This is a genomic window from Clostridium polynesiense (assembly GCF_000820705.1).
In the GTDB taxonomy this organism is placed as follows: domain Bacteria; phylum Bacillota; class Clostridia; order Clostridiales; family Clostridiaceae; genus Clostridium_AA; species Clostridium_AA polynesiense.
Map to the genome: position 1 here is coordinate 1 of NZ_CCXI01000072.1, position 13955 is coordinate 13955.

A 13955-nucleotide genomic window follows, 5' to 3' on the forward strand; every position below is an offset into this window, starting at 1 on the left:
ATAATCACCTCCATATCACTGCTAATTTTAATATCTGGAACTATGATATTCCAATCCCTGTATTTTGAACAGTTTTATACTTACAGAAAAGTTAAAAAACTCACTAATAACATCGATAAATTCAGAGCTTCATACTCCTTTGATATTTCCAATGACTTAATGCTTTATAGAGCATTGGAAAATTTCGAAGATGCAAATAGTTCAAAAATAGCTATTTATGATTACTCAGGAAAGATTAAATACATAGCAGACAGCAATAAAGAAAACAGCAGGGATGTTTTGCTTTTAAACGCTTTATTCAACAGGATTTTTACGGACAAAAACTATATAGAAGCGGTAAAATCCTCAGATAAGGCTTATGTTTCCTTAATATCCAGCAATGATAAAGCTACTGATTATATTATAGGTGTAGCTCCCTTTTCCTTCAACACAAAAAATGACAGCATGTTAGTTTCTCTTGCTTCAGTTCAACCCATTAACGAAGCTTCTGAAGCCATAAGAGAGCTTTTCGTTTATATTTTCGCTGCTGCATTTATTTTAGTTATTATACTTTCCTTTGTTTACAGCAACATGATTTCAAAGCCTCTTATCAAGTTAAATAAAGAAGCAAAACAATTAAGCTCCTTAGATTTTAATGTAAAATGCGATTCTAATAGAGACGATGAAATAGGTAGCCTTGCTGAATCTCTCAATTTCTTATCTCAAAACCTCAGTGATGCTCTAGTTAAGCTTCAGGAGCAAAATAAAAAGCTTCAGGATGACATAGAAAAAGAAAGAGCATTGGAAAAAATGAGAAAGGAATTTATAGCTGCAATTTCTCATGATTTAAAAACTCCTATAAGCATAATAAAGGGATATGCTGAAGGATTAAAAGACAATATTGCCGATGAAAGCAGTAAGGATTTTTATCTAGAAGTTATTTTAGATGAAACAGAAAATATGGAAACTCTTATTAAGGATATGCTGGATCTTTCTTATTTGGAATCCGGTTATTATAAGCTTAATATTGAAAACTTTGATATAAATCATTTAATCAACAATTCTATATCCAGATTTAATGACGTTTATAAAGAAAAAAATCTTAAGCTACAGTTGGATTTATGCACTCCTTCCATGGTACAGGGAGACAGCTTCAGAATAGAACAGGTAATTAATAACCTGCTTTCCAACGCTTATAAGTATACTCCTCATAATGAAAATATACTTATTAATACACAGGCTAAAAACAATAAACTGACTTTTTCCATAGAGAACTATGGTACTTCAATTCCTGAAGAAGAACTTAATAACATTTGGGATAAGTTCTATAAATTAAACAAATCTCGAAGCCGCTCTCAGGAAAATGGTACAGGTCTTGGCTTAGCCATAGTAAAAAATATTTTAGTACTTCATCAAAGTGATTTTTCCGTTGAAAATACAGAAAAAGGTGTAAAATTCAGCTTTCAATTGCCTTTATCAGATAATTAATATAAAATCATAACATATGTAAAAGAGTGGAGCATTTAATTTTGCTCCACTTTTTATATCATGGCACCGTCTATAGTAATTATTTGGCCGCTTATATATGATGCATTATCGCTGCATAAAAATCTTACCAAAGCTGCTACCTCTTCCGGTAATCCGAATCTTCCTAGGGGTATGTCTTTAAGGAGTTCAGTTTTTTCTTCCTCTGAAAGCCAAGAGTTCATCTCTGTTTCTATAACTCCCGGAGCAATTGCATTTACTCTTATATTCGATGGTCCAAGCTCCTTTGCCAGAGCCCTGGTAAAACCATTTACAGCGGATTTAGCTCCGGAATATACCGCTTCACAGGATGCGCCGCAGGATCCCCAAATGGAGGATATATTAATAATTACTCCTTTTTTTCTGGATATCATCTCATTCATTACGCTGTGGCAGGTATTCATTATGCCAAGAACATCTGTATCCAAAACCTTTTTTATGCTTGTAATATCCATATCCATAAATAATCCCACATGGGAAACTCCCGCATTATTAATGAGAATATCTACTCTTCCATAATGCTCTTTAGCTATATTGATAAGTTCTTTTGCTTCATCGAAATCAGAAACATCCGCTTTCACTGCAAAAGCAGATCCTCCTTGTGCCCTTATCTCCTCTACCACCTCATCAGCCTTTATTTTGTTGTTAACATAATTAACTATTATTCCTGCACCGGCTTTAGAAAGCTCTAATGCAATAGCTTTCCCAATACCTCTTGATGCTCCGGTAATTACTGCTGTTTTATTTGATAATTCCATATTCTTCTCCTAATAATTTTCGTAATGATGATAATTAAAAATTATATCATTGCGGATACATATTGTAAAATTTAAAACCTGCTGTTTATCGTAAATACCTTACTCTAAAATACTCCACAAAAAAATAAGAGCACAGCGGCTCTTATTTATACTAGCTTAATAAGCTTTTTATTGCTTTAGTAGGACACTTTAAAACACAGTTTCCACACATGGTGCATTTATCATAGTCTATCTTTGCAAGGTTGTCTGTAATATGAACTGCATTATCAGCACAGTTTTTCTCACATAATCTGCAGCCTATACACCCTGCACTACAGTTTTCTCTTACATCCTTACCTTTATCCTTTGAATTACAGCTAACTCTGACCTTTTTGGATTCAGGCACCAGCTCTATGAGGTTTTTAGGGCATATATTAACACAAGCTCCACAGGCTGTACACTTAGTTTCATCCACTTTTGCTATGCCATTAACTATATGAAGAGCATCAAACTTACAAACCTTAACACAAGATCCAAGTCCCAGGCATCCATAGCTGCAAGATTTTGCACCTTCACCGGGAAGCATTGATGCCTCCAGACAACTTAGGCTTGATGAATAATGGTATTTATCCTTGCTGCTTTGGCAGTCTCCATTACATTTCACAAAAGCAATATTTTTTTCCGTTGTATCTACACTAACCCCTAATATCTCACCGATTTTCTCAGCTACAGCTGCTCCTCCAACGGAACAAGCATTAGGCTGCGCTGCGCCATCTACCACTGCCTGAGCAAAGGCATCGCAGCCAGCAAATCCACATCCGCCGCAGTTGGCACCAGGCAGAGCCTCCCTGATTAAAGGAACCTGTGGATCTACCTCAACTTCAAATTTCTTAGAAGCATAGCCTAAAAGCACTCCGAAAACTAATCCCAATCCCCCTAAACTTAAAGCAGGAAAAACTAAATTAGAAATTTCCATCTTCTTCCCCTCCTAATGTAAAAGACCCTGAAAGCCTAAAAATGCCATTGACATAAGTCCCGCAGTAAATAATGTTATAGGCAACCCTCTTAATGCCTGAGGGATAGCTTCATTATTGTCAGTTTTCTCTCTAATAAATGCAAGAAGAAGAATACCAAGTGTATAACCTAAAGCTGCACCTACACCATTTGTCACAGATTCTAAGAATCCATATTCCTCTTGAACATTTAGTACAGCCATACCTAGTACCGCACAGTTTGTAGTTATCAGCGGGAGGTAAATTCCCAGCGCTTTATATAAAGCAGGGCTGGTCTTTTTTATTACCATTTCAACAAACTGAACAAGTGCTGCAATAACAAGAACAAATGCTATAGTAGACATATATTCTACTTCAAGTGGTTTTAATATTCCATTATATACTACAAAAGACATAATTGATGCAAGAGTCATAACAAAGGTAACCGCTAAGCTCATACCTAAAGCTGCATCCTTTTTTTTAGAAACTCCCAGGAAGGAACAAATTCCAAGGAATTTTGAAAGTACAAAGTTATTAATAAGCATGGAGCTTATAAATATCGTAAATAATCTCATTTCTTTCACCTTCTATGAAAATTTATTTTACTAAATCAATATTTCCGCATCTGCCGGCACAGCCTAATCCGCATTTACTGCAGTCATGCTCCAACAGCTTTGTAGAGTTTCCTTTATTTCTCTTAATATTTATATAATTGATCAAAGTCATAAGGAGACCTAAAGTAAAGAAGGCTCCCGGAGCTAAAACCATTATAGAAGCAGGCTTATAACTTTCAGGCATTACTCTCATTCCTAATATTGAACCGGCTCCTATTATTTCACGAATTACCCCTACAGCAAATAATGATACTGTAAAGCCTAATCCCATTCCTATAGCATCGAATATAGAGGAGATTACATCATTTTTACCTGCATATGCTTCAGCTCTTCCTAAAATAACGCAGTTAACAACTATCAGTGGTATGAATATTCCAAGTGACTTGTATAAACTTGGAACAAATCCCTGCATAAGCATGTCTACAATAGTAACAAAACTGGCAATTACAACTATATAAGCAGGAATCCTTATCTTATCAGGTATAACCTTTCTTAATGCGGATATTAAAAAGTTTGAAAATATCAATACCGCGGTAGTGGCTAATCCCATGCCTACTGCATTTTCAGCACTGGAAGTAACAGCTAAGGTCGGACACATAGCTAGAACCTGAACAAAAATAGGATTTTCAGTAATTATTCCATTTTTTAATCTTTCTATATATTTAATCATGTTTTCACCTAGCCTTTTAAATTTGAGTTAAAGTATGTTAGAGCCTTTGTAACAGCTTCTATAACCGCTTTAGTGCTAATGGTAGCTCCAGATACTGTATCTACTGATACTTTACCCTCATCAGTTGATTTATTAGAAAATCTTCCAGTAAAATCTTCTTCCAGAATTATATCCCCAATACCAGAAGTTTCATTCTGCTCAAGCACTTGAATTCCAGTTATAACTTTTTTATTTATATCTATAGCTGTTGCAACCTTTATATCTCCTTCATATATTCCTATGCTTGAAGAAGTAATTACATATCCAACGAGCTGATCTCCCTTCATTACCTTATTCACGGCAATCACAGAGTTATCCTTTAGAGACTCTTCTTCTCCAAGCTTATCTCCTTCAATTTTTAAGGCCTTTAAATTAATTGTTTTATTATCTTCTTCTGCAGCCTCACCTTTTATATTAGCTTTATAAAATTTAATGGCTTCATTTGCTCCTGTAGCTACCGCATTTGATGAAATAGTAGCACCGGATATTCCTTCTACCTCATTAGGATTGGAAGGAGCTGTTTTAACTACTTTTATTAATTTATCAGTATTTTTATCCCTAAACTTCTCCTGAAAATCAGGAAGTTCAATTTTAGACCCAACCCCTGGTGTTTCAGATTGTGAAATAACCTTTATCCCTGTTTGTTTTCCATCATTATCTATAGCAACCATCATATCGATTTCTCCGTGAAAACCCTTTGGAGCTACCTTTAAAACATAACCTGCCAATTCGCTGCCGTTATAAGCTTCTAAAATTTCTTTTACAATTCCTGTTGGCTCTAAATCAGAAGTTTTTATAGAGTCAGCATTAGGAAGTATAAGCTTCAAATCATCCTTGTTAATTTTAGAATTTTGTGCTATAGCTTCTGCTGTAGCATTATTGGCTAATCCTAAAGCAAAGCCGGCAATAGAAGTAATAATAAGTAAAATTAAACCAAGTTTAAAATTCTCTTTCATTATATTGCCTCCTTAACAGCTTTAACGCCCTTTGATATAGTTAAAGATTCAATCATAGGTGCAAATAAATTCATTACAAGTACTGCATAGTACGCCCCATCTGAATTGTTTCCAATAACTTTAAACAATACTGTAAGAAGTCCGCACATAAATCCGAATATTATTTTACCAATACCATTTACCGGAGTGCTGGCAAAATCATTTACCATAAAAATACCCACAATAAATATATTACCTGACATTAATCCTCTAACAGCATCTCCAGTCATAAATCCGTCTTTTCCAATGATAAAACTGAAGAGGGCCACTGATACAAGGTAGCTTACCGTAGCTTTTCCGTCTATAACGCCTCTTACAAGGAGATATATTCCCCCTATAATTAATGCTAATATAGAAGCTTCTCCAATGGTTCCTTCTGCATAACCTATAAATAAATCCTTTATAGCAGGCACATAGTCAGAAACACTGGCACCGGATACAGCATCAGATGCAGGCTTTACAAGCAATCCAGCCCAGGATGCTATTATAAAGGCCTTTGCTGTTGCAGCAGGGTTAACAAAATTTTGCCCAAGGCCTCCAAAAAACTGCTTTACCAATAAAACAGCAATAACTGCTCCTACTGCCGGAAGCCAGAGTGGAACATGACTTGGGAGTATTAGAGTTATTATAATCGAAGTGATTATTGAACTACAGTCTTCTAATGCAAACTTCCCTTTAACAACTTTATTCCATAGAACTTCAGCTATAACTCCTGCCAGTACAGATGCCAAAAGAAGCTTTACAGCATCTAATTTATAGTAATAAATACCTACCCCCACCGCTGGAAGCAGTGATATTAAAACATCCCTCATAAGTGTTTTTACATTTCTTTTTGAATGAATATGAGGAAAGGATGAAACCTTAAATAACTTATTGTCCATTTACTTTTCCCCCTGATGATTTGTTTACTTCAATATATTACTTTTTCCCAATGCAATTTTACTTGATAAGTTTATTCTTGAAGGACATACATAAGAACATAGACCACACTCAACGCATTGATCCCCTCTATATTTTTTAAACTCCTGGGTATCTTCCTTATTTATATAATTTATCAATTTAATGGGATATAAATTCAAAGGACACACATTAACGCACTCACCGCATCTAATACAAGCTCTTTCAGATTCAGGCTTTTTATATTTTATAAAAGCTATACTTTCAGTCCCTTGAGTAACCGGTACACTGGCTCCGATAAGTGCCTGTCCAGATATAAGTCCATTTCTTGCAATTTTATCAATCTGCTCTTCCTTTATCTTTAGAGCTTCATATATGTCCGAAATTTTTGTTCCTACTCTTACTTTATAATTTAATGAATTCATTTCTGGGTCTGTAATGGTTATTACTTCATTTATTACAGGTTCATTTAATTTAACAGCTGAATAAATACCCAATAAACTTTGAATCTCATCTACCAGGACCTTATTTTCGGAGGTATTTCCAATAGCTTCATTTATTAATTGCTTTTCCATCTTATGATTATATTTTTTATTAATCAATTTAATATTTACATTTTGAGAGGATTTTAGCTTATCATAATCAAAGCCGTCCTTTTTATTAAACACAAAAAAAATAGAGGCATTAACAAATATACTTTTTATAATGTTAACAGCTTCCATTATCTCAACTGACTTTTCATTAATAAAATACTGAAGTACTAATGAATTAATATCCCAGCTAGAAGCATTTATTATTATACTTGTTATATCTTTTGGATTATCTACTTTATACTTTTCATAAAGCTTTATTCCCTGTGTGTCAGTAAGAGAATACTTTCTAAGTGCTTCTATATAGATCTCGTAGTCAACCTGCTGGGTAGCTTGTCTTTCCTGTTTTTTATATTCTCCGTCATTTTCTATAATTATTGTAGGTACTCTGCTGCCATGGTTATTTGGACTGTCTATAATTTTTAATACTTTTCCAGATACGGTACTGTAGATTTTTTCTGATTTCCCCTGTGATGATTCCCCTATAACCTGAGAAACCTCTACCATATCCCCAACCTTCACCACCGGCTGACAAACGTTTCCATAACCTGTGGAAAGATTGTAGAGCATTTCTTTGCCTGGGTTTATTTCTTTAAGAGTACTTGATTTAAGCTTAAGCATTTTTGGTGCTTTAATTCTGCTGAACAATTCCATAATTTACCCACAACCTCCTAATCTATTTAAAAAGTTATTAATTACCCAATTCCATTGCTATATTAACACAACCAAGGTTTTTTTACAATATATTACACTTTTTTTAACAATCTTTTTTAACTTTTTATTAATCATTAGTATATTTTTAGTTAATAATTAAGCTTACACCTCATTTTTAGAAGTTTTTTAATTAGAATTAATGTTAAAAAAATAACCAAGTCGATAAAAATCGATTTGGTTTATATTTTAATATCTATTTCTTTTTGATTGTATAAATAACCATGCTCCTATGAATAATATCAGTATTATTCCTTTAGCTAATACAGGATCCATTACATCTACCCCCAATAATATTTAAATATAAAAAAAAGCTGCAGTAGCTGCAGCAAAATATAAAAACCTACGAAGCCATAAAGGCATTTATAATTTTACCCAACTATCAAAATAATATTCCTTTTATAAAGAAATATTTAAATAAATATATAACTTTATAAAATGAATTCAAAACCTGTATATTTTATGCTTTAATTATATTATACTCGAATATTAAGCAAAATAAATGTCAGAGGTGATATATATGAATTTTATTAGAACTGCTGCAGCTTGTCCAGTAACTAAGGTAGCAGATGTTGAGTTTAATGTGAAAAATATAAAAGAATGTATAGACCTAGCTTTAAATGAGAATTCTAAACTAATTGTATTTCCCGAATTATCCATTACTTCCTATAGCTGCGGAGATTTGTTCTCTCAAAATGAGCTTTTAGATAAATCTGATAAAGCAATACAGGATTTATGTAATTACAGCAGAGAAAAGGATATTATGATTTCCGTTGGGGCACCGCTTCTTCATAACTATTCACTTTATAACTGTGCCTATATTATTTATTCAGGCAAAATACTAGGGATTATCCCTAAAATACACATACCTAACTACAGTGAATTCTATGAAAAAAGATGGTTTGCCGGAGGAAAGCCTTTCTACTGTGAAAAAATCCATTTAACCTTTCAGAAATATGTTCCCTTTGGAACTAATTTAATATCTAAAGCTGGAGATATTAATTTTTCCTTTGAGATTTGTGAAGATTTATGGGCAGCTATTCCTCCCAGCTCATATTTATCATTAATGGGTGCTAATATTATAGGAAATCTTTCTGCTTCTAACGAGATTGTAAGCAAAAGCCAGTACAGAAAAGAGTTGGTTTCATCTCAAAGCGCTAAAAATATAAGTGCCTACGTTTATTCCTCCAGCGGAGTTCATGAATCCACTACAGACTTATTGTTCAGCGGACATTTGATTATATCGGAAAACGGGTCTGTTATTAAGGAAAATGAAAGATTTCAGCGTCATAACGAAATTATAACCTCAATAATAGATATAGATAAGCTTAATCATGAAAGGATGAAAAACTTAAGTTTTAGAGACAGCATGAATTCATTAAACCTTCAGGCTGAAATAATACCATTTGAGTTTAAAGACCCCTCAATTAAAAATTTTGACAGAAGAATTGAAATGCATCCTTTCGTGCCTTCTGATGAAAAAGTAAGAAAAGAGAGATGTGAAGAAATATTTAAAATTCAAGCATCCGCGTTGGCAAAAAGATTGGAGCATACATCATCTAAAAAGGTAGTCTTAGGAATTTCAGGAGGTTTAGACTCCACTCTGGCTTTACTGGTTGCTGTTAAGACTTTTGAGCTATTAGATTATCCTATGAAAAATATACTTACAATAACCATGCCTGGATTTGGAACTACTGATCGTACTTATAAAAACGCTGTCAATCTGTGCAAAGAGTTGGGCACTACCTTTAAAGAAATTAACATAGTAGATGCCTGCCTTCAGCATTTCAAGGATATAGGACACAATCCAGATATTCATGACGTAACCTATGAAAATGTTCAGGCTAGAGAAAGAACGCAGATATTGATGGATATTGCAAACAAAGAAAGAGGAATTTTAATAGGAACAGGTGATTTATCGGAATTAGCTTTAGGCTGGTGTACCTATAACGGAGATCACATGTCAATGTACTCAGTAAACTCTTCAATACCTAAAACCCTTGTAAGATATTTGGTTCAATATGCAGCTGAATATGAAACCTATGGGGAAATAAGTGATACTTTAATGGATATTCTCGGTACCCCTGTAAGCCCTGAGCTCCTTCCTAAGGATAAGAAAGGAGAAATTTCTCAAAAAACCGAGGATATTATAGGACCCTATGAACTTCACGATTTCTTTCTTTACTATTTTATAAGACAAGGTGCCGATAATGATAAGATAATATTCTTGGCAAACCACGCCTTTAAGAATATATATGATGAAGAAACAATAAAAAAGTGGTTTGAAGTGTTTATAAAAAGATTTTTCTCACAGCAGTTTAAAAGGTCCGCACTGCCGGATGGTCCAAAGGTTGGAAGCGTAGGTCTTTCCCCCAGAGGAGATTGGAGAATGCCTTCTGATGCAAGCAGCAGAAGCTTTTTATAATAAAAATGTCCTAGAGTTTTCTAGGACATTTTTATTATTTATAAATATCTACTATTAATCCCTGTATTTCATCAATGGTAGAGGCAATGCTTAGATTTTCCTTTTCATTATTTAATAGAAGTTCTGTGAGTTCTTCCAGCTTGCTATCTATAGTTTCTACAGTAATAAAATACTGAGTCTGCCAAAAACTTATATCCTTCTTAACATTATACATATACTCCAGAACGTCCTGAAGATATTCTTTAATGAGGTTTTTATAGGCTTTTACATCAGCATAACATTTTGTTACAGCAAGCCTGTTACCCTTCTTATTAATTTCTTCAATTGATTTTTTTAACTGATCTTGATTCTTCTTATTTCTTGCAAAGTTGAAGCTCTGAGAAAAATCCTTTTTAGCATCTACTTTTTTACGTTCCGAAATTACCGAAGTTCCCTTCCGTAGCGGCGAAATTTCCATTTTACCCCTCCAAGTTACTTAATATTTATAAACCTTCATAATTCAAAAATTACTATGTAATTTCTATTCCTTTAAATTGTATATTTTTATAACATCATGTCCTTGATTATTTTTGTCTCTTATAATTTTTATAGTTCCAAGCTTATCAGTTCTCAGTATGCTGCTTCCGGAGAGCTTTATCCTCTGAAGAACATTATAGCTGGGACTTTCCTCTCCATTACAGGTTATTACAGCAAAATCCGCCTTTACTTTATTAAGAAAATTTCTGCTGCTTCCCGTTAGCAGTCCATGATGGGCAACTTTTAATATATTTATATTCTTTATATGGTATTTGTCCATTATCTCTCTTTCAAGATTATTTTCCGCATCTGCCATCAATAAATAGGATATACCATCAATAATTCCAAGTATTATGGTTGAGTTATTGTTTTCTAACACTCTGTCTTCTTTTGAAGGTGCAATAAAATACAATGAAATATTATCATCTATTAATTCTATATTATTTTTAATAATATCATATTGGCCATTAACTTTCTTAATTTCCTGTACTATTTCTTCCTTATGTATATTATCGCTCATTGGTAGTATTACTTTATTTACTTTAATGTATTGAAGTATGTATTTAATACCTCCATAATGATCTTCATGGTAATGTGTAATAATGAGCTTTTCCAGTTCATTAACTCCCTGCTGCCTCAGATGATTTATAACCTTATGAGAATTTGATAAATTCCCAGTATCAATCAAATAATTTCTTTTCCCTTTTATCAATATGCAGTCACCCTGACCAACATGAATAAACTGTACCTCTGCAGGAACTTCCCCGGCACATACATTTACGGAAGCCTGAAAAAAAACAAATAAAGTTAACACTGAAAGAGTGAAATAAATCTTTATTATTTTATTATTTCTCATTCCTATCCCTCCTGTATCGATATGTTTAGTATTATCAATACTTAAGGAATTTATTTTTAAGTGTTATTTGTATTTCTTAGATAAATTTTTATATTGCTCTGCAGAGTCATGAATATTTTGAATTTCCTCCTTGGTAAGTTCTCTTACCACTCTGGCAGGTGATCCCATACAAAGCACTCCGGGAGGTATTATCTTATTTTCGGTAATTAGGGATCCCGCTCCTACTATAGAGTTCTCCCCTATTTCCGCTCCGTTTAAAATTATCGTTCCCATACCTACAAGTACATTATCTTTAATATTGCAGCCATGAATAATAACTCCGTGTCCAACAGTTACATTCTTCCCTATTCTCATCTTGATGTGAGCATCGGTATGCAGAATACAATTATCCTGTATATTTGTGTTTTCGTCTATTTCTATTTCATTTTCATCTCCTCTAATAACTGCACCAAACCAAATACTGCTGTGTTTTTTAATTTTTACCCTGCCAATCACCGAAGCATTATTAGCTACAAAACTTTCTTCACTTACTTCAGGTTCATATTTTAAAAAATTTATTATCATAATTTTCTCCTTTATAAATTAAGGTTTAAAACAGAATAAGAAGGATTAAATCAAAAATATATTAGTATAAAAGCATTTTTTTATTGTTGAATTATATTTTAAAATACTATATAATTTTTATAACCAATATATAGTATCTAAAATAAATGTAACCACTATATATAGTGATAAAAATTCCTTTGGGAGGTAATCTAATGGCTCAATTAAACGACTTGTTTAAGAGATATTATACTAAAGAATTAGAAAAAAATAAATCAAAAACCGTTTATGATTTGTTTAAATGGAAAAAAGTCGATGTACTGCTTAAAGATCATAAAACAGGAAAGACTCTGACAGAGATGAAGGATCTGGAGTTTCCAATACATTATTCTCAAAATTCCTGCGATATAATAGCATCAAAATATTTTAGAAGAGCAGGGGTACCCACAGCTACTGGCGCTGAAAACAGCATGAAAATGGTTGCCCACAGAATGGTTAATTTCTGGTGTGAAGCTCTTAAAGACGAAGGCATAATAAAAACAGAGGATCAAGCCTCTATTTTTTATGACGAGATGGTTTACGGTCTTTTAGCTCAGCTTTATGCTCCAAACTCTCCTCAGTGGTTTAATACAGGACTAGCATTAGCATACGGTATTAAAGGTACTCCACAGGGAAATTTCTACTTTGATGAAAAATTGGGTAAGGTTGTATTATCAGAGGATAATTATACAAGAACTCAGTCTTCTGCATGCTTCATAGTATCAGTAGAAGATAAGCTATTAGGCTCACATTCCATTTCTGAGCAGTTTGTGACTGAAACAAAGCTATTTAAGGGCGGCTCAGGTACAGGAACTAACTTCTCCAGTCTGAGGGCTGAGGGAGAAAAACTTTCAGGAGGCGGAGTTTCTTCAGGACTAATGAGCTTTTTAAAAAGCTTTGACAGAAATGCAGGAGCTATTAAATCCGGTGGAACTACAAGAAGAGCTGCAAAGATGGTCTGCATAGATGTTGATCATCCTGAAATTGAAGAATTTATAACCTGGAAGGCAAATGAAGAGGATAAGGTAAGAGCACTGATTAAAATGGGTTACGATTCTGATTTTAATGGTGAAGCATATGCTACGGTTTCCGGTCAAAACAGCAATAACTCTATAAGATTAAATGATGACTTTATGGAAAAGGTTAGCGGTTTGGAAAGCAATCCTGATTCAGAGATAGAATTAAAAGGAAGAGTTGACGGCAGTATTAATAAAAAAGTTAAAGTTAAGCACCTATGGGATTTAATGAATGAGTCCTCCTGGAAATGTGCAGACCCTGCTCCACAATTCGATGATACCTTTAACGCATGGCACACATGTCCTGCAGGTGAAGATGGACAGGTTTTTGCAAAACATAATAAGCTTAATTCTACAAATCCCTGCGGAGAATATGCTTTCCTTGATGATACGTCCTGCAACCTATCATCGATAAATCTATATAATTTTTATGATGAAAAGAAAAATGTTTTTGACATAAATGGATTTTTACATATGATATCTTTAAACCAGCTTATGCTGGAAGCCTCTATACAATGGGGTCAATATCCAACTGAAGATATTGCCAGAAAAACTTATAACTTTAGAACCACAGGACTTGGAGTATCAAATTTAGCTTCTCTTCTTATGGTTATGGGTCATCCTTATGATTCAGAAGAAGCAAGAACACTGGCAAGCTCTTTAATAGGTATTTTAACCGGTCAGTCCTATCATGTATCAGCTTTAATGGCTGAAGCTGTAGGTCCATTTGCTAAGTATGAAATAAACAAAGAATTTATGCTTAAGGTTATGAGAAATCATGCTAGATCTGCCGGAGCATTGAATACTTCTTT

At 33.7% G+C, this 13955-nt stretch carries 12 protein-coding genes and 1 pseudogene; 3 read left to right on the forward strand and 10 right to left on the reverse strand.

All coding sequences use genetic code 11. The features are described from left to right. The coding region (locus TA89_RS06905; protein ID WP_040212051.1) for a sensor histidine kinase at window positions 1-1467 on the forward strand (1467 nt) is incomplete at its 5' end. A gap of 53 nt (window positions 1468-1520) precedes the next feature. Here TA89_RS06905 and ymfI read toward each other — a convergent pair. From ymfI to TA89_RS06940, 7 genes are all read right to left on the reverse strand, one after another. Then, window positions 1521-2261: an elongation factor P 5-aminopentanone reductase gene (gene ymfI / locus TA89_RS06910; protein ID WP_040212057.1), complete on the reverse strand. Its 741-nt coding sequence runs from the start codon at window positions 2259-2261 to the stop codon at window positions 1521-1523. 151 nt (window positions 2262-2412) lie between these two features. Next, window positions 2413-3210 carry an RnfABCDGE type electron transport complex subunit B gene (gene rnfB, locus TA89_RS06915; RefSeq protein WP_040212080.1) on the reverse strand — a complete coding sequence of 266 codons (798 nt, stop codon included), beginning with the start codon at window positions 3208-3210 and terminating at the stop codon, window positions 2413-2415. An 18-nt stretch (window positions 3211-3228) separates the two neighbouring features. Then, complete coding sequence (gene rsxA, locus TA89_RS06920) at window positions 3229-3807, reverse strand: electron transport complex subunit RsxA (RefSeq protein ID WP_040212060.1); 579 nt, start codon at window positions 3805-3807, stop codon at window positions 3229-3231. Window positions 3808-3829: 22 nt separating this feature from the next. Beyond that, on the reverse strand, window positions 3830-4516 hold the full coding sequence (rsxE, locus tag TA89_RS06925; RefSeq protein WP_040212062.1) for an electron transport complex subunit RsxE: 687 nt from the start codon (window positions 4514-4516) through the stop codon (window positions 3830-3832). A gap of 8 nt (window positions 4517-4524) precedes the next feature. After that, a complete protein-coding gene (locus tag TA89_RS17965; protein WP_040212065.1) occupies window positions 4525-5511 on the reverse strand; it encodes an FMN-binding protein in 987 nt (328 codons plus the stop codon). After that, complete coding sequence (locus tag TA89_RS06935; RefSeq protein WP_040212067.1) at window positions 5511-6431, reverse strand: RnfABCDGE type electron transport complex subunit D; 921 nt, start codon at window positions 6429-6431, stop codon at window positions 5511-5513. Before TA89_RS06935 ends, TA89_RS17965 begins: the two co-directional genes overlap by 1 nt. A 24-nt stretch (window positions 6432-6455) precedes the next feature. Beyond that, the gene (locus tag TA89_RS06940; protein ID WP_040212069.1) at window positions 6456-7691 is read right to left on the reverse strand and encodes a 4Fe-4S dicluster domain-containing protein; all 1236 of its coding nucleotides are present in this window, start codon (window positions 7689-7691) and stop codon (window positions 6456-6458) included. A gap of 577 nt (window positions 7692-8268) precedes the next feature. On the opposite strand from TA89_RS06940, the gene TA89_RS06945 reads away from it, so the two are divergent. Further along, the gene (locus tag TA89_RS06945) at window positions 8269-10173 is read left to right on the forward strand and encodes an NAD(+) synthase (protein ID WP_040212071.1); all 1905 of its coding nucleotides are present in this window, start codon (window positions 8269-8271) and stop codon (window positions 10171-10173) included. 34 nt (window positions 10174-10207) lie between these two features. Here the strand turns inward: TA89_RS06945 and TA89_RS06950 are convergent, their stop codons facing one another. The 3 genes from TA89_RS06950 to TA89_RS06960 all read right to left on the reverse strand — a co-directional run bounded on the left by TA89_RS06950 (window position 10208) and on the right by TA89_RS06960 (window position 12109). Further along, a complete protein-coding gene (locus TA89_RS06950; protein ID WP_040212073.1) occupies window positions 10208-10630 on the reverse strand; it encodes a YaaR family protein in 423 nt (140 codons plus the stop codon). Window positions 10631-10693: 63 nt separating this feature from the next. Beyond that, the gene (locus TA89_RS06955; protein WP_052447352.1) at window positions 10694-11545 is read right to left on the reverse strand and encodes a ComEC/Rec2 family competence protein; all 852 of its coding nucleotides are present in this window, start codon (window positions 11543-11545) and stop codon (window positions 10694-10696) included. A 63-nt stretch (window positions 11546-11608) separates the two neighbouring features. Then, window positions 11609-12109, reverse strand: coding sequence for a gamma carbonic anhydrase family protein (locus tag TA89_RS06960; RefSeq protein WP_040212076.1), 501 nt, complete (start codon window positions 12107-12109; stop codon window positions 11609-11611). A 194-nt stretch (window positions 12110-12303) separates the two neighbouring features. Between TA89_RS06960 and TA89_RS06965 the strand changes: the two are divergent. Further along, window positions 12304-13955, forward strand: a pseudogene (locus TA89_RS06965) (vitamin B12-dependent ribonucleotide reductase); the annotation flags it as partial.

Coding starts and splice junctions, on each gene's coding strand:
- ymfI (WP_040212057.1), bottom strand. CDS start 2,261: ATGGAATTATCAAATAAAACAGCAGTAATTACCGGAGCATCAAGAGGT.
- rsxA (WP_040212060.1), bottom strand. CDS start 3,807: ATGAGATTATTTACGATATTTATAAGCTCCATGCTTATTAATAACTTT.
- rsxE (WP_040212062.1), bottom strand. CDS start 4,516: ATGATTAAATATATAGAAAGATTAAAAAATGGAATAATTACTGAAAAT.
- TA89_RS17965 (WP_040212065.1), bottom strand. CDS start 5,511: ATGAAAGAGAATTTTAAACTTGGTTTAATTTTACTTATTATTACTTCT.
- TA89_RS06935 (WP_040212067.1), bottom strand. CDS start 6,431: ATGGACAATAAGTTATTTAAGGTTTCATCCTTTCCTCATATTCATTCA.
- TA89_RS06940 (WP_040212069.1), bottom strand. CDS start 7,691: ATGGAATTGTTCAGCAGAATTAAAGCACCAAAAATGCTTAAGCTTAAA.
- TA89_RS06945 (WP_040212071.1), top strand. CDS start 8,269: ATGAATTTTATTAGAACTGCTGCAGCTTGTCCAGTAACTAAGGTAGCA.
- TA89_RS06950 (WP_040212073.1), bottom strand. CDS start 10,630: ATGGAAATTTCGCCGCTACGGAAGGGAACTTCGGTAATTTCGGAACGT.
- TA89_RS06955 (WP_052447352.1), bottom strand. CDS start 11,545: ATGAGAAATAATAAAATAATAAAGATTTATTTCACTCTTTCAGTGTTA.
- TA89_RS06960 (WP_040212076.1), bottom strand. CDS start 12,109: ATGATAATAAATTTTTTAAAATATGAACCTGAAGTAAGTGAAGAAAGT.